Annotated in this window: 17 protein-coding genes; 16 read left to right on the top strand and 1 reads right to left on the bottom strand. The window is 69.5% G+C overall.

Going from position 1 to position 15049, the window contains the following annotated elements; genetic code table 11:
- Positions 1 to 57 precede the first annotated feature (57 nt).
- The 12 genes from alaS to nusB all read left to right on the top strand — a co-directional run bounded on the left by alaS (position 58) and on the right by nusB (position 10960).
- A complete protein-coding gene (alaS, locus tag HD599_RS07760; RefSeq protein WP_184235588.1) occupies positions 58 to 2712 on the top strand; it encodes an alanine--tRNA ligase in 2655 nt (884 codons plus the stop codon).
- A 1-nt stretch (position 2713) separates the two neighbouring features.
- Positions 2714 to 3181 (top strand): Holliday junction resolvase RuvX, encoded by a 468-nt coding sequence (gene ruvX, locus HD599_RS07755; RefSeq protein ID WP_184235584.1) that lies wholly within the window; start codon positions 2714 to 2716, stop codon positions 3179 to 3181.
- Entirely contained in the window at positions 3178 to 4512 is a 1335-nt protein-coding gene (mltG, locus tag HD599_RS07750) for an endolytic transglycosylase MltG (RefSeq protein WP_184235582.1), read from the top strand. The genes ruvX and mltG overlap by 4 nt, the downstream gene beginning before the upstream one ends.
- A complete protein-coding gene (locus HD599_RS07745; protein WP_184235578.1) occupies positions 4509 to 5357 on the top strand; it encodes a shikimate dehydrogenase in 849 nt (282 codons plus the stop codon). Before mltG ends, HD599_RS07745 begins: the two co-directional genes overlap by 4 nt.
- 47 nt (positions 5358 to 5404) lie before the next feature.
- The gene (locus HD599_RS07740; protein WP_184235575.1) at positions 5405 to 6016 is read left to right on the top strand and encodes an antibiotic biosynthesis monooxygenase; all 612 of its coding nucleotides are present in this window, start codon (positions 5405 to 5407) and stop codon (positions 6014 to 6016) included.
- Between the two features lie 35 nt (positions 6017 to 6051).
- On the top strand, positions 6052 to 7260 hold the full coding sequence (gene aroC, locus HD599_RS07735) for a chorismate synthase (RefSeq protein WP_184235572.1): 1209 nt from the start codon (positions 6052 to 6054) through the stop codon (positions 7258 to 7260).
- Positions 7253 to 7768, top strand: coding sequence for a shikimate kinase (locus tag HD599_RS07730; RefSeq protein WP_343061961.1), 516 nt, complete (start codon positions 7253 to 7255; stop codon positions 7766 to 7768). Before aroC ends, HD599_RS07730 begins: the two co-directional genes overlap by 8 nt.
- Positions 7761 to 8837 carry a 3-dehydroquinate synthase gene (gene aroB / locus HD599_RS07725; protein ID WP_184235569.1) on the top strand — a complete coding sequence of 359 codons (1077 nt, stop codon included), beginning with the start codon at positions 7761 to 7763 and terminating at the stop codon, positions 8835 to 8837. The genes HD599_RS07730 and aroB overlap by 8 nt, the downstream gene beginning before the upstream one ends.
- A gap of 135 nt (positions 8838 to 8972) precedes the next feature.
- On the top strand, positions 8973 to 9449 hold the full coding sequence (locus HD599_RS07720; protein WP_184235566.1) for an aromatic ring-opening dioxygenase LigA: 477 nt from the start codon (positions 8973 to 8975) through the stop codon (positions 9447 to 9449).
- A gap of 98 nt (positions 9450 to 9547) precedes the next feature.
- On the top strand, positions 9548 to 9853 hold the full coding sequence (locus HD599_RS07715; protein ID WP_184235563.1) for an SHOCT domain-containing protein: 306 nt from the start codon (positions 9548 to 9550) through the stop codon (positions 9851 to 9853).
- A 115-nt stretch (positions 9854 to 9968) separates the two neighbouring features.
- Complete coding sequence (efp, locus tag HD599_RS07710) at positions 9969 to 10532, top strand: elongation factor P (protein ID WP_184235560.1); 564 nt, start codon at positions 9969 to 9971, stop codon at positions 10530 to 10532.
- A gap of 14 nt (positions 10533 to 10546) precedes the next feature.
- Complete coding sequence (nusB, locus tag HD599_RS07705) at positions 10547 to 10960, top strand: transcription antitermination factor NusB (RefSeq protein WP_184235557.1); 414 nt, start codon at positions 10547 to 10549, stop codon at positions 10958 to 10960.
- A gap of 140 nt (positions 10961 to 11100) precedes the next feature.
- On the opposite strand, the gene HD599_RS07700 is transcribed toward nusB, so the two are convergent.
- Positions 11101 to 12009, bottom strand: a complete 909-nt coding sequence (locus HD599_RS07700; protein WP_184235554.1) for a hypothetical protein — start codon at positions 12007 to 12009, stop codon at positions 11101 to 11103.
- An 87-nt stretch (positions 12010 to 12096) separates the two neighbouring features.
- Between HD599_RS07700 and HD599_RS07695 the strand changes: the two genes are divergently transcribed.
- The 4 genes from HD599_RS07695 to HD599_RS07680 are packed head-to-tail and all read left to right on the top strand — an operon-like array spanning position 12097 to position 15044.
- Positions 12097 to 12918: an endonuclease/exonuclease/phosphatase family protein gene (locus HD599_RS07695; RefSeq protein WP_184235551.1), complete on the top strand. Its 822-nt coding sequence runs from the start codon at positions 12097 to 12099 to the stop codon at positions 12916 to 12918.
- A complete protein-coding gene (locus HD599_RS07690; RefSeq protein WP_184235548.1) occupies positions 12918 to 13508 on the top strand; it encodes a mismatch-specific DNA-glycosylase in 591 nt (196 codons plus the stop codon). The genes HD599_RS07695 and HD599_RS07690 overlap by 1 nt, the downstream gene beginning before the upstream one ends.
- A 49-nt stretch (positions 13509 to 13557) precedes the next feature.
- On the top strand, positions 13558 to 14100 hold the full coding sequence (gene pyrR, locus HD599_RS07685) for a bifunctional pyr operon transcriptional regulator/uracil phosphoribosyltransferase PyrR (RefSeq protein WP_184235545.1): 543 nt from the start codon (positions 13558 to 13560) through the stop codon (positions 14098 to 14100).
- Positions 14097 to 15044, top strand: a complete 948-nt coding sequence (locus HD599_RS07680; RefSeq protein ID WP_184235542.1) for an aspartate carbamoyltransferase catalytic subunit — start codon at positions 14097 to 14099, stop codon at positions 15042 to 15044. Before pyrR ends, HD599_RS07680 begins: the two co-directional genes overlap by 4 nt.
- Positions 15045 to 15049 lie beyond the last annotated feature (5 nt).

The following is a 15049-nucleotide window of genomic DNA, read 5'->3' as shown; positions in this document are numbered from 1 at the left end:
ATTTCTTCCGAACCGGCCGGCCACCCCGGCCGGTTCACTCACGCGTAACAGGACTCCATGCAGACCGCAGACATTCACCGCCGTTGGCTCACCTTCTTCGGAGACCGCGGTCACACCGTGGTTCCCTCCGCCTCCCTCGTGAGCGAAGACCCCACACTGCTCTTCACCGTGGCCGGCATGGTGCCGTTCGTGCCCTACCTCACCGGACTCGTGCCCGCGCCGTACCCGCGTGCGACGAGCGTGCAGAAGTGCATCCGCACCCTCGACATCGAAGAGGTCGGCAAGACCCCGCGTCACGGCACGTTCTTCCAGATGAACGGCAACTTCTCGTTCGGCGACTACTTCAAGGAGCAGGCGATCGAGTACGCCTGGGAGCTGCTGACCTCGTCCGAGTCCGACGGCGGGCTCGGCTTCCAGGAGAAGGACCTCTGGGTCACCGTCTACAAGGACGACGACGAGGCGATCAACTTCTGGAAGAAGACCGCGGGCCTGCCCGACGAGCGCATCCAGCGCCTCGACATGGACACCAACTACTGGTCGACCGGCCAGCCCGGCCCCGCCGGCCCGTGCTCGGAGATCTTCTTCGACCGCGGACCCGCGTACGGCCAGGACGGCGGACCGGCGACGGACGACGACCGCTACGTCGAGATCTGGAACCTCGTGTTCATGCAGTATCTGCGTGGTGAGGGCAGCGGCAAGAACTTCGAGATCCTCGGCGAGCTGCCGAAGAAGAACATCGACACCGGCATGGGCATGGAGCGCGTCGCGTTCCTCAAGCAGGGTGTCGAGAACATGTACGAGACCGACCAGGTCCGCCCCGTCCTCGACCGTGCCGCAGAGATCTCCGGCCGCCGCTACGGCGCAGACCACGACGACGACGTGCGCATGCGCGTCATCGCCGACCACGTGCGCTCGTCGCTCATGCTGATGTCGGACGGCGTCACCCCGTCCAACGAGGGCCGCGGCTACATCCTGCGCCGCCTGATGCGCCGCACGATCCGGTCGATGCGTCTGCTGGGCGTCGACGCGCCGAGCTTCGCCGAGCTGTTCCCCGCGTCGCGCGACGCGATGAAGCACTCCTACCCCGAGGTGGAGACCGAGTACAGCCGCATCGAGCGTCTCGCCCTCTCCGAGGAGGAAGCGTTCCTGCGCACCCTCGCGAGCGGCACGAGCATCCTCGACCTCGCGGTCGCCAAGACGAAGACGGAGGGCGCCAAGGAGCTCGCGAGCGACACCGCGTTCCTGCTCCACGACACCTTCGGCTTCCCGATCGACCTCACGCTGGAGATGGCGGAGGAGGCGGGCCTCACCGTCAACCGTTCCGCGTTCGACGAGCTCATGCTGCAGCAGCGCACCATGGCGAAGGCCGACGCCAAGTCGAAGAAGACCCACCTCGCCGACCTCTCGGTCTACGGCGAGTTCCGCGCGGCGGGCGAGACGGTCTTCACCGGCTACGAGTACCTCGACACCGAGACGACCATCCTCGGCCTCATCGTCGACGGCGCATCGGTGACGAGCGCGTCCGCCGGCCAGATCGCCGAGGTCATCCTCGCCGAGACGTCGCTCTACGCGGAGTCCGGCGGCCAGGAGGCCGACGCGGGAACGATCGTCGGCAACGGCTACGAGCTCGAAGTGCTCGACGTGCAGCGCCCGGTCAAGGGGCTCACCAGCCACAAGGTGCAGGTCACCAGCGGCGAGGTGTCGGTGGGCGCGGCCGCGACCACGATCGTCGACCCGGAATGGCGCCGCGGCGCCACGCAGGCGCACTCCGCGACGCACCTCATCCACGCCGCCGTGCGACAGGTGCTCGGCCAGGAAGCGCACCAGAGCGGTTCGTACAACAAAGCCGGCTACATGCGCCTCGACTTCAGCTGGAACCAGGCGCTCTCGCCCGCGACCCGCAGCGAGATCGAGGAGATCGCCAACCTCAAGGTGCGCGAGAACCTCGAGGTCGACACCCGCATCATGAACCTCGACCAGGCCAAGTCGCTCGGCGCCATGGCGCTGTTCGGCGAGAAGTACGGCAACACCGTGCGCGTCGTCGAGATCGGCGGCCCGTGGTCGCTCGAACTCTGCGCGGGCACCCACGTCTCGCGCTCCAGCGAGATCGGGCTGATCAACCTCGTCAGCGAGACGTCGGTCGGCTCGGCGAACCGCCGCATCGAGTCGCTCGTCGGCTACGAGGCCTTCCAAGACCTCGCCGCCGAGCGCGCGATCGTGAACGAGCTCACCAGCAACCTCAAGACCCCGCGCGACCAGCTCTCCACGCGCATCGCCGACCTGCTGTCGAGCCTGAAGGCCGCCGAGAAGCGCATCGCGCAGTTCGAAGCCGCGGCGCTCAGTGAACGCGTCCCCGCGCTCGTCGCGACAGCGCACACCGTCGGTGCGGTGTCGCTCGTCGCCGAGAACGTCGGAACGGTCGCGTCGAGCGACGAACTCCGCTCGCTCGTGCAGAGCGTGCGCGAGCGCCTCGGCTCCGTCGCCGCGGTCGTCGCCCTCGCGGCCGACGTCGCGGGCAAGCCCGCGGTCATCGTCGCCACCAACGACGCCGCACGCCAGACCGGTGCGAAAGCGGGCGCGCTCGCCAAGCTCGCCGCCGGTGTGCTCGGCGGAGGCGGCGGCGGCAAGGACGACATCGCCCAGGGCGGCGGCACCGACGTCTCGGCGATCGGCGCGGCCCTCGCCGCGATCGGTTCCGCGGTCGCGAGCTAGCGTGCGTCCGGGGGTGCGGCTGGGCATCGACGTCGGGACCGTGCGGATCGGCGTCGCCCGCAGCGACCTGCACGGCATGCTCGCCACACCCGTCGAGACGGTCGCCCGTGGGGACGGCGATCTCGCCCGGCTGCTGGCGATCGTCGCCGAGCTCGACGTCGCCGAGATCGTCGTCGGTCTGCCGCTCGCGCTGTCGGGACGGCACACCGCGTCCACCGGGGATGCCGTCGGATTCGCCGAGCGGCTGGCCGCCGCGGCATCCGTGCCCGTCAGACTCGTCGACGAGAGGTTGTCTACCGTGTCGGCCCAGGCGGCCGTGCGGAGTTCGGGAAAATCGACGAAACAGTCGCGTTCGGTGATCGATCAGGTCGCGGCCGTTATAATTCTGCAACATGCCCTCGACTTCGAGCGCTCCAGCGCACGGTCGCCTGGCGTCGTCGTTGACCCGGACAAAGGACTGCAACAGTGACCAACGATCCCAGCTGGGACGAGATCTTCAATTCTCAGCCCTCCTCGACGGCACCCGCGAACCCTGCCGCTCCCGACGGAACAGCGGCACAGCCGGCAGCCCCGCTCACCCGGCGCCAGCTGCGTGAGGCCGAGGGCCGCGAACGCGTCGTCGCGCCCGAGCGTCCCGTCGACGACCGGCAGAGCCCCCCGCAGTCCCCGCCCGGCCCGCCCCGTCGCGGACGCGGTGGATCCGGCGGCGGCTACGACGGCCTGCCGAAGCGCAAGCGCCGTCTGGGCTGGCTCTGGGCGCTCATCACGCTGCTCGTGCTCGCCCTCATCGCCGGCGGAGTCGCGCTCTTCGCCTGGACCAATTACGAGACGCAAGTGCGCGAGGTCTTCGGCTGGCAGCTGCCGATCGACTACGAGGGAGACGGCAACGGCGAGGCCGTTAACGTCGTCATCAAGGACGGCGACATCGGCCAGGATATCGCCGACACCCTGTACGACGCGGGCGTCACTATGACCTCGCAGGCGTTCTACGACCTCTTGGTCGAAGAAGAGCCCACGTTTATGCCCGGCACCTACGCCCTGCAGAAGGAGATGAGCGCCCGCGCTGCTCTCACCGCCCTGCAGGACCCTGCGAACTCCGTCGTCGCATCCGCCCTGATCATCGAGGGGACGACGCTCCCGACGGCGCTGCAGAACCTCGCCGACGGCACCGGCATCCCGCTCGCCGACTTCGAGGCCGCGTCGACCGACCTCGCCAGCTTCGGTCTGCCCGCGGAGGCGCCGAGCCTCGAGGGCTACCTGTTCCCGGCCACCTACGAGTTCGAGCCGGACCAGACCGCGCACGACGTGCTGCAGCGTCTCGTCACGGAGACCTTCAACCGCCTCGACGCCCGCGGGGTCGCCGTCGCCGACCGTCACCACGTGCTCACGATGGCCGGTCTGATCCAGAAGGAGGGCGGCCCCGAGGCCGACTTCCCCAAGGTGGCGCGGGTCTTCCAGAACCGCATCGACCAGGGCATGCGCCTGCAGTCCGACGCAACGGTGAGCTACGGGGCCGGCAGCACGTCGATCTTCACGACCGACGCCGAGCGCGCCGACGCCTCCAATCCGTACAACACCTACGCGAACGACGGGCTCCCGGTCGGACCGATCTCGGCTCCCGGCGACGCGGCGGTCGACGCGGCGCTCAACCCCGTCGACGGCCCCTGGCTGTACTTCGTGCTCGTCAACGGCGAGACGGGCGAGACTGTCTTCTCCACGACGAACGCGGAGCACGACGCCGCGGTCGAGGTGTGGCAGCAGTGGCTGCGCGACAACCCGGATTGGGACACGGGGGAGTGACGCCGGTCGCCCGGCTGGCAGTTCTCGGCTCGCCGATCGCGCACTCGCGCTCCCCCCACCTGCACGCCGCGGCCTACCGCGAGCTCGGCCTCGACTGGGAGTACGGCGCCGTCGACGTGACCGGCGACCGGCTCGCCGAGTTCATCGGCTCGCGCGGCCCGCAGTGGCGCGGGCTGTCGCTCACGATGCCGCTCAAGCGCGACGTGCTGCCCCTGCTCGATACCGTCGACGAGACCGCCGAGCTCACGGGCGCTGCGAACACGCTGCTGTTCGACCGCTCCTCGGGCGAACTCGCGCTCCGCGGCTTCAACACCGACGTCTACGGGGTCACCGAGGCGTTCCGCGAGGCGGGCGTCGACCGGCTCGGCCACGTGCAGATCGTCGGCGGGGGAGCCACGGCGGCGTCCGTCCTCGTCGCGGTGAAGCGCCTCGGCGCCGAGCGCGTGCTCGTCTCGGTGCGCGACACCTCCCGCGTCGGAGCGCTGGTCTCGCTCGCCGCAGCCCTCGACGTCGAGCTCACGGTGCGCGAGCTCGGGGTGCAGGACCGCTCGCTGGTCGTGCCCGACGCCATCATCAGCACGATTCCGGGCCACGGCGTGCACGACCTCGTCTTCGCCGGCCCCGTGCGCGAGGGCGCCGTGCTGTTCGACGTCGCCTACGACCCGTGGCCGAGCGCGTTCGCGACCGCGTGGCTCGAGGTCGGCGGCCGCGTCATCTCGGGTCTCGAGATGCTGCTGCACCAGGCGCTCGCCCAGGTACGCGTGTTCGTGAGCGGCTCGCCCGAGGTGGCGGTGGACCGTGAGGCACGGGTGCTCGCCGCGATGCGGGCCTCCATCGCGCACTGACGCGGTCGGGTAACCCGCCCGAAACACGCCACGGCGATACTGGAGTTATGTCTCCAGAAGAGTGGAGGAACGAGCCGCGGCAGCCACAAGCACCGCCCGGAGTTCCCGTCACAGTATCGATCACCCGCACCGTCGATCCGCAGCGGATCACCGAGGTCACCCACTGGGTGCAGGCGGGGGTGAACCTCGCCAACCGGTACCCGGGATTCCTCGGCTCCGGCTGGGTGCGCTCCAGTCAGGACTCCGAGAGCTGGCACATGCTCTACCGCTTCGGCAGTCAGGACACCCTCGACGCGTGGGAGACGTCTCCGGACCGCCTCGGCTGGCTGGAGACCGGGCGCGACCTGGTCAGCGAGTCGCGGGTGGAGAAGCGCACCGGCATCGAGGGCTGGTTCGACTCGCCGGAATCCGCGCTCGGCGAGCCCGCGGCATCCGTCGCCCCGCCCCGCTGGAAGCAGGCATCGAGTATCTGGCTCGGCTTCTTCCCGGTGAACCTGGTCTTCACGCTGCTGGTGACGGCCTTCGTGCCCGGGTGGAACGACCTGCCCACCGCCCTGAAGGTGCTCATCACCACGAGCGTGCTCACGCCGATCATGGCGTACTGGGTGCTGCCGGGCGTGACGCGCCTGCTGCGCCCGTGGCTGCAGCGCCGGCGCTGACGTCACACGCCTCCCGCTCATGGGAGGATAGGAGCATGCTTCGTTGGTTGACCGCAGGTGAGTCCCACGGCCCCGAATTGGTTGCGATCCTCGAGGGGCTGCCCGCCGGCGTCCCCGTGAGCCTCGACGACATTCGCGCCGATCTGGCCCGTCGCAAGCTCGGCTACGGCCGCGGTGCGCGGATGAAGTTCGAGGAAGACGAACTCACGATCTCGGGCGGAGTGCGCTTCGGCGAGACCATGGGCAGCCCGATCGCCCTGCGCATCGGCAACACCGAGTGGCACCGCTGGGTCGACGTGATGAGCGCGTCGCCCGTCGACGTCGAGAGCCTCCCCAAGGGACGCGGTGCACCCCTCACCCGTCCGCGCCCCGGCCACGCCGACCTCGTCGGCATGCAGAAGTACGGCTTCGACGAGGCCCGTAACGTGCTCGAGCGCGCGAGCGCTCGCGAGACCGCCGCCCGGGTCGCCCTCGGCGCCGTCGCGCGCAAGTTCCTCGGCGAGCTCGGCATCACGCTGGTCAGCCACACCCTGGCGATCGGCGAGGTACGCGTGCCCGAGGGCGCCGACCTGCCGAGGCCGAGCAACGTGGGCGAGCTCGACGCCGACCTCGTGCGCTGCTTCGACCCCGCGACATCCGAACTCATGGTCGCCCGCATCGACGCGGCCCAGAAGGACGGCGACACCCTCGGCGGCGTCGTCGAGGTGCTGGCCTACGGCGTGCCGCCCGGCCTCGGCTCGTACGTGCACTGGGACCGTCGCCTCGACTCGCAGCTCGCCGCGGCCCTCATGGGCATCCAGGCGATCAAGGGCGTGGAGGTCGGCGACGGCTTCCTCACCACCACGCGTCCCGGCTCGCTCGCCCACGACGAACTCGTGACCGACGGTTCGACCATCTCGCGCCTCAGCGACAAGGCCGGCGGCACCGAGGGCGGCATGTCCACCGGCACCGTGCTCCGCGTGCGGGCCGGCATGAAGCCCATCGCGACCGTTCCCCACGCCTTGAGAACGGTGGATGTCGCGACCGGCGCCGCCGCCGAAGCCCACCACCAGCGTTCCGACGTCTGCGCCGTGCCCGCGGCCGGCGTCGTCGCCGAGGCCATGGTCGCGCTCGTGCTCGCCAACTCGGTACTCGAGAAGTTCGGGGGCGACTCCGTGGACGAGACCCTGCGCAACCTCACCGGCTACCTCGCGGCGATCCCCGCCGCCCAGCGCACGGCCCAGGCCGCCGACGAGCGTGCCTGAGGGGCCGGCGCGCCCCGTCGTCGTGCTGATCGGCGCACCCGGCGCCGGTAAGACCCGCCTCGGCAAGCGCATCGGCCGCTTGCTCGGCGTGCCGTTCGTCGACACCGACAAGCGCATCGTCGCCGCGCACGGTCCGATCGCCGCGATCTTCGCCGAGCACGGCGAGGCGCGTTTCCGCGCCATCGAACGCGAGCAGGTCGCCCGGGCACTCTCCGAACGCGCCGTCGTGGCGCTCGGCGGAGGAGCGGTGCTGGATGCCGCGACACAGGCCGACCTCGCCGGCCACCGGGTCGTGCAGCTCACCGTGAGCCGCGAGGCCGTGGAGAAGCGCATCGTCGGTGACAAGCGCCCCCTCGTGAACGGCGTCGAGGCGTGGGCCGCGCTCGTCGAGGTCCGCCGTCCCATCTACGACCTACTCGCCGACCGCACCTTCGACACGTCGAACCTGCCGCTCGATTCCATCGCCGCTGACGTGGTCAGCTGGATCCAGGAGAACCCCCATGACTGAGACGACAACGATCACCGTCGCCGGCGCCGAGCCCTACGACATCCTCATCGGGCGCGGACTGCTGCCGAAGATCGCCGACCAGCTCGGCACCGGCGTCGCCAAGGTGCTCATCGTCCACCCGCCGACGCTCGGCGCCAAGGCGAGCGCGCTGCGCGAGAGCCTGCAGGGCACCTACGAGGTGCTCCTCGCCGAGGTGCCCGACGCCGAGGACGCCAAGCGCATCGAGGTCGCCGCGTTCTGCTGGGGCATCATGGGCCAGACCGACTTCACCCGCACCGACGCCGTCATCGGCCTCGGCGGGGGAGCAACGACCGACATCGCCGGGTTCATCGCCGCGACCTGGCTGCGCGGCGTCACACTCATCCAGGTTCCGACCAGCGTGCTCGGCATGGTCGACGCGTCGATCGGCGGCAAGACGGGCATCAACACTGCCGAGGGCAAGAACCTCGTCGGTTCGTTCTACGCGCCGGCCGCCGTCATCGTCGACTTCGACACCCTGGACACGATCCCGCGCAACGAGATCCTCGCCGGGTTCGCCGAGATCGTGAAGGCCGGATTCATCGCCGAGCCCGAGATCCTCGACATCGTCGAGGCCGACGTCGACCGGGTCACCGACCCGACGACGCCCGAGTTCCGTCGGGTCGTCGAGCTGGCGATCGGGCTCAAGGCCCGCGTCGTGGGCGAGGACTTCAAAGAGTCGGGCCTGCGCGAGATCCTGAACTACGGGCACACGCTCGGCCACGCGATCGAACACGCGGAGCGCTACCGCTGGCGTCACGGTGCCGCCATCTCGGTCGGTATGGTCTTCGCCGCGGAGCTCGCCCGCCTCACCGGTTCGCTCGGCGACGAGGCCGTCGACCGCCACCGTCGCATCCTCTCCTCGCTCACGCTGCCCATCGACTACCCGGTCGGCCGCTGGCAGACCCTCCTCGCCACCATGCAACGCGACAAGAAGAGCCGCGCCGGCATGCTGCGGTTCATCGTGCTCGACGACATCGCGAAGCCGACGGTGCTGACCGCGCCGGACGAGTCGATGCTGTTCCTCGCCTACCAGGAAGTCGGAGTCTGAGGTAACCCTTTCCTCACCGGCACTTTTGTCGCCGATAGTCGGGACCTAATGCCCTGTCGGCGGGAGGACGCCGATGGGATTCTTGATTTGAGAGAAACTCTCTTGAATCACGATCCGTGGAAGTCAGGTCTCACCATGACCGCACCAGCCAGCACCACCGTCCGCACCGCCCCCGCGACCGCCCCCCGAGCGACCGCCCTCCGTCTCATCGGACTCGTCGGCATCATCGGCGGTGCTGTCATGATCATCGGCGGTGGCGTCGCCTGGGGCGCGGTGAGCAGTCAGCTCGCCGCGGAGTCGATCACCGTCTCCGACGACGCCGATTTCATGGCCGGCGCCCCGGTCGTGGGTCCGCTCAGCGCCTACGCCCAGGCCACCGTCATCAACCACCACGCGCTCGAGGCGAGCGACGGTCTCACCTACGCCGAGCTCGAGCAGGACGACCCGGTGCGGGCGACGGTCATGAACGCCTCGTTCCTGCGCGCGTCGCTGTTCACCTCGGTGGTGTCGTTCGGCGTCGCCGCCTTCGCGATGGGCGTCGGCGTGCTGGTGGCGCTCTTCGGCTGGGCGATCACGGCGCTCGTGCCGAAGCGGGGAAGTGCTCGCGCGTAACCCCGGACCGGGTAGCCGGCACGCGGCCGGCCACCCGGTTTTCTGTGCTTTCCTGTGAAGCGCTCGTGTTCTCGTGCCCGTCGCCCTAGGGTCGAATGATGGTTAACTCTTCGAGCCCATCGATGTTCAGCGTCGTTTTCGTCGTAATCGCCATCGCGATCGTGGCGGCATTCGTCTTCGTCATCTACTCCGTCATCCGCAACGGGGCGCGTGCGCGTCAGGCCGGGCTCGACCCGCTGACGCTGCAGACCGACCTCGCCGCGAAGGTGATGAACAGCGAGATGCTCGCGCCGGACCGACCCATGGCCGAGCGCCTCGCCGAGATCGACACCCTCCTCGCGGCCGGGGCCATCAGCGAGGCAGAACACGCCGCCGCCCGGGCGCGCATCCTCGGCTCGGCCTGAGCCTCGCGCACGGTAGCCGCGTTGCCGGTAGACTGGCTGCTCGGTTCCGTTTGACCGCGCCAGATCGCGGTCCGCGACCGAATTCTTTCTCCCAATCTGAACGGACAGTTTTCGCATGGCTTCTACCTCTGACATCAAGAACGGCGTCGTTCTCAACATGGATGGCCAGCTGTGGACCGTCATCGACTTCCAGCACGTCAAGCCGGGCAAGGGCGGCGCCTTCGTGCGCACCAAGGTCAAGAACGTCATGAGCGGCAAGGTCGTCGACCGCACGTTCAACGCCGGTGCGAAGATCGAGACCGAGACCGTCGACCGCGCCGACTTCCAGTACCTGTACGCCGACGGCGAGAACTTCGTGTTTATGGACCTCGGCAACTACGACCAGATCACCCTGACGGCGCCCCAGGTCGGCGACGCGGTGAACTTCATGCTCGAGAACCAGAACGTCACGATCGCGCTGCACAACGAGTCTCCGCTGTACGTCGAGCTCCCGGCATCCGTCACTCTTCTCATCACCTACACGGAGCCCGGCCTGCAGGGCGACCGCTCGACCGGCGGCACCAAGCCCGCCACCGTCGAGACCGGCTACGAGATCCAGGTTCCCCTGTTCCTCGACATCGGCACCAAGGTCAAGGTCGACACGCGCGACGGCAGCTACCTCGGCCGCGTCACCGACTAGGCGGTACCGGTTACATGAGTGCTCGTACCAAGGCGCGCAAGCGCGCCCTCGACCTGCTCTACGGGGCAGACATCCGCGAAGAATCGATCAACGCGGCCCTCGCCGTCGAACAGGCGCGCGCCGACGCCGACCCCAAGCGCGGGTCGTCGTGGCCGTACGCCCGGGAGATCGTCGTCGGGATCACCGAGCACGGCGACGAGATCGACGAGCTCATCGAGACCTACGCCCAGGGCTGGACCATCAACCGCATGCCCGCCGTCGACCGCGCCATCGTGCGCATCGGCATCTGGGAGATCCTGTTCAACGAGCAGATCCCCGACGGCGTCGCGATCTCCGAGGCCGTCGAGGCCGCCACGGTGCTCAGCACCGAGGACTCGTCGGGCTTCATCAACGGCCTGCTCGGCCGCATCGCCCAAACCCGCGCCTGACCCCACCCGTGTCGCCACCCCGCGCGGCATGGTGGAAATTCAGGAATTCGGCCCGTGGCCGCCCCTCATCGGGGTGGTCACGGGCCGTTGTGCGTAAGGTCTTCCTGAATTTCCGAAACCGGCAGGGGGCCGGGGAAGCCTCAGCGGCTGCCGAGCGCCCGGAGGGTCTTCTCGGCCGGCGACCCCGTCGGCATCACGACCGCGAGCATGGCGCCGCCCACACGCAGCGTGACGGTGGACGCTCCCGCGTAGCGCGGGTGCTCTTCCGACCTCACGCTGTGCAGCAGATCGAGGGGCAGCACGGTGCGGGCCGACGACAGCTCCGGCGTGCCGCCGCGCACGAGCCAGTGTCGGCGCGACAGTATCTGCAGCTCGGTGGGGGAGGCGCAGACGAGCGCCCCGTGCAGTGTGACGGGGAACACCAGGTCGGCGATCCTCGACAGGAAGCCGCCACGACGGGTCACCGTCACGCGGCCGTGTGCGGCGAGCAGAGCGATTCCGGGCTCCCGCCGCTGCCGGTCGCGGAACGACGTCACGAACAGCGAGTCCTTCTTGCCGAGGTCGTCCAGTTCGAGCGCACCCGCGATCGGCGGCAGCCGAGTCTCCTTCGCCGCGCGTGTCACGAGCCCCAGCCCGCGCAGCAGGTCGACGAGCTCGACGATCCTGTCCCGCGAGGTCCCGTTGAACGCCACCACGACCGTCTCGCCCAGCACCGTGTCGATCCGGAGCTCGGCGTCCAGCAGATTCGCCCACTCCGTCATGACCGCGATATCGCCGTAGTCGACCGAGGTCTGCGAGTAGCGAGTGGCGGTGCGGCTCAGCACGGTGAGCCGGTCGGTCTCGGCGATCAGCAGGTGGTCGTACAGGTCCATCTGCGGGGTGGCGTCGCGCCGGCTGATGTCACGGGGGAACTTGAGCACCATCCGCGCGGTCTCGAAGTCGATGTGGTGCGCCCGGTACAGCGGCGGCACGTCCTCCGCGGTGCGCACCTCGTCGATCCACGGGCCGAACGCGTCGAACTCGGCTGTCGATGGCGTGACGGTACTCATGGTCTGTCGGCTCCCGGTCCGGCCGGCCGCGCGGCCGCCCTGAGTCGCAATGCTACGCCCGCGCGCCACGGCACCTACGCTGGGCAGATGACGGACATCGCGTTCATCGGCCACGTGCCACCGCCCGCCCTGCACGTCATGACCTACAACATCAGACGACGGATGACGCGGCTCCCGCCCCGCAGCCGGGACAACTGGTCCCGCCGCAAGCACCTCCTCGCCCGCGTGCTCCGTGTCGAACAACCCGCGCTGCTCGGTGTGCAGGAGGCGTTGCTCGACCAGGCGCGGTTCGTCGGCGAAGCCCTCGGCCCCGACTACCGGCGCATCGGCTACGGCCGCAACCCCAACACGACCGGCGAGGGGTGCCCGGTCTTCTACGACTCGCGCCGGCTCGACCTGCTCGGCTGGCGGCAGTTCGCGCTGTCCGCGACGCCCGACGTCCCCGGTTCCCGCGGGTGGGGCAACCGCGTGCCGAGGCTCGTGGTCGCGGCCGAGTTCCGCGACCGTGCCACGGGCATCGCCTTCCGCTCGTTCAACACGCACTTCGACCACCAGTCCAGCGCGGCCCGGCTGCAGTCGGCCAAGCAGCTCACCCGGTTGATAGCGCAGGGGAGCGGTCCGGTGATCCTCACGGGCGACGCCAACGCGGGCATCCACTCTGCCCCGTACCGCCAACTCACCCACGAAGCGGGCCTCGTCGACGCTTGGCTGATGCCGCAGCGCCGGCTGTCGGAGGACTGGACCACCTTCTCGAACTACCGGCCGCCGAAGGTCGGCGGCAAGCGCATCGACTGGCTGCTCGTCGGGGGAGGCGTCGAGGTGACGGCGATGGGCATCAACGCCGTGCGCTTCGACGGCGCCGCACCCTCCGACCACGAGCCGGTACAGGCCGTGCTGAGGCTCGGCTGATGGGCTATTCGGCGGAAGAAATCGCCGCCCTCTACGGCCGCACGCTTCCCGACACCGTCGGCCCGATGGTCAAGTTGCTCTTCGTCGGCATCAACCCCGGGCTGCACACCGTCGCCGTCCAGGCGCCGTTCGCCCTGCGCGGCAACCGGTTCTACCCGGCGCTGTACCGCGCCGGCATCACCGACCGGGTGATCGACGCGTCGGCGGGGCTGAGCGACGACGACCGTCGGCACCTCTACGACCGGGGCGTGGGCATCACCAGCTTGGTCGCTGCGGCGACGCGGCGCGCGGACGAGCTGACCACGGAGCAACTGCGCGAGGGCGCCGTGCTGCTCGAGGCCCGGGTCGCCGAACTCCAGCCGAGGGTCGTCGCCATGCTCGGCGTCACCGCCTACCGGGTCGCGTTCGACCGGAGGAAGACCGCCGTGGGGCCGCAGCACGACACCCTCGGCGGAGCCCGGCTCTGGGTGGTTCCCAACCCGAGCGGGCTGAACGCGCACGAGACGGCCGCGTCCCTCGGAGCCGCCTACCGGGAAGCGGCCGTCGCGGCGGGCGTCGAGGTGTACGACGTACCCGCTATGCTGGGGTGAAACAGATTTCCTTTAAGTTCCGTCCAGAGAGGCGGGGAAGGAGGTCAGAATGACTGCACGCCTCGTGCTGCAATCGGCTGACATCACCCGAGCGTTGACCCGCATCTCCCACGAGATCCTGGAGTCCAATCGCGGAGCCAGCGATCTCGTCCTCCTCGGCATCCCGACGCGCGGCATCGTGCTCGCCCGTCGCATCGGCGACATCCTCGACAGCATCGAGCCGGGCAGCGGCACCGTCGGGTTCCTCGACGTCACCATGTACCGCGACGACCTGTCGAAGAACCCCACCCGCGCGCCGAGCCCCACGCAGATCCCCGCCGGCGGTATCGACGGCAAGACGGTCGTGCTCGTCGACGACGTGCTCTACTCCGGCCGCACCATCCGGGCCGCCCTCGACGCCCTCAACGACATCGGCCGCCCGCGTGCCGTGCGCCTCGCCGCCCTCGTCGACCGGGGCCACCGCGAGCTGCCCATCCGGGCCGACTTCGTCGGCAAGAACCTGCCCACCGCCACGAGCGAGCGCATCAATGTGCGCCTCGTCGAGGTCGACGGCATCGACGAGATCACCATCGACGACGGGAGCGACGCGTGAGGCACCTCCTCTCCACCAAGGACCTGACCCGCGACGAGGCGATCGGGATACTCGACGTCGCCGAAGACATGGCGGATGTCGCCGGACGCGAGATCAAGAAGCTTCCGGCGCTGCGCGGCAAGACCGTCGTCAACCTCTTCTTCGAAGACTCCACGCGCACGCGCATCTCGTTCGAGGCCGCCGCCAAACGCCTGAGCGCCGACGTGATCAACTTCAGCGCCAAGGGCTCGAGCGTCTCCAAGGGCGAGAGCCTGAAAGACACCGCGCAGACCCTCGCCGCGATGGGCGCCGACGCGGTCGTCGTCCGCCACTCCGCCTCGGGCGCACCGAGCGTGCTCGCGCAGAGCGGCTGGATCGACGCCGGCATCGTCAACGCGGGCGACGGCACCCACGAGCACCCCACGCAGGCCCTGCTCGACGCGTTCACGATCCGCCGTCGTCTGCACGGCGCGGCTGCCCGGGGCAAGGACCTCGACGGTGTGAGCGTGACGATCGTCGGCGACATCCTGCACTCTCGTGTTGCCCGCTCGAACGTCTGGCTGCTCACGACGCTCGGTGCCCGGGTGCACCTCGTCGCGCCCGCCACGCTCGTGCCGCTCGGTATCGCCGACTGGCCGGTCACCATCGGCTACGACCTCGACGCCGCCATCGCCGCGAAGCCCGACGTGGTGATGATGCTGCGCATCCAGGGCGAGCGGATGCACGCCGCGTTCTTCCCCAACGCCCGCGAGTACGCGCGGCAGTGGGGGCTCGACGACGCGCGGCTCGAAGCACTGCCGGCGGCTAGTCTGGTTATGCATCCCGGACCGATGAACCGCGGTCTGGAAATCTCTGCGAAGGCCGCCGACTCCGCACAGTCGACGGTGCTGGAGCAGGTTGCCAACGGGGTGTCGATAAGGATGGCGGTCTTGTACCTGCTGCTGTCCGGAACTGCGGAGTTGTGAGAAAT

This window comes from Conyzicola lurida, assembly GCF_014204935.1.
Lineage (GTDB): Bacteria > Actinomycetota > Actinomycetes > Actinomycetales > Microbacteriaceae > Conyzicola > Conyzicola lurida.
Note: the sequence above shows the minus strand (reverse complement) of the source record. Positions and strands in the feature narration are given on the sequence as shown.

Excerpts from the sequence above, each read along its gene's own strand:
- alaS (WP_184235588.1), top strand. The coding sequence starts at position 58 with ATGCAGACCGCAGACATTCACCGCCGTTGGCTCACCTTCTTCGGAGAC.
- HD599_RS07740 (WP_184235575.1), top strand. The coding sequence starts at position 5,405 with ATGTCTCCAGAAGAGTGGAGGAACGAGCCGCGGCAGCCACAAGCACCG.
- aroC (WP_184235572.1), top strand. The coding sequence starts at position 6,052 with ATGCTTCGTTGGTTGACCGCAGGTGAGTCCCACGGCCCCGAATTGGTT.
- aroB (WP_184235569.1), top strand. The coding sequence starts at position 7,761 with ATGACTGAGACGACAACGATCACCGTCGCCGGCGCCGAGCCCTACGAC.
- HD599_RS07720 (WP_184235566.1), top strand. The coding sequence starts at position 8,973 with ATGACCGCACCAGCCAGCACCACCGTCCGCACCGCCCCCGCGACCGCC.
- HD599_RS07715 (WP_184235563.1), top strand. The coding sequence starts at position 9,548 with ATGGTTAACTCTTCGAGCCCATCGATGTTCAGCGTCGTTTTCGTCGTA.
- efp (WP_184235560.1), top strand. The coding sequence starts at position 9,969 with ATGGCTTCTACCTCTGACATCAAGAACGGCGTCGTTCTCAACATGGAT.
- nusB (WP_184235557.1), top strand. The coding sequence starts at position 10,547 with ATGAGTGCTCGTACCAAGGCGCGCAAGCGCGCCCTCGACCTGCTCTAC.
- HD599_RS07700 (WP_184235554.1), bottom strand. The coding sequence starts at position 12,009 with ATGAGTACCGTCACGCCATCGACAGCCGAGTTCGACGCGTTCGGCCCG.
- HD599_RS07695 (WP_184235551.1), top strand. The coding sequence starts at position 12,097 with ATGACGGACATCGCGTTCATCGGCCACGTGCCACCGCCCGCCCTGCAC.
- HD599_RS07690 (WP_184235548.1), top strand. The coding sequence starts at position 12,918 with ATGGGCTATTCGGCGGAAGAAATCGCCGCCCTCTACGGCCGCACGCTT.
- pyrR (WP_184235545.1), top strand. The coding sequence starts at position 13,558 with ATGACTGCACGCCTCGTGCTGCAATCGGCTGACATCACCCGAGCGTTG.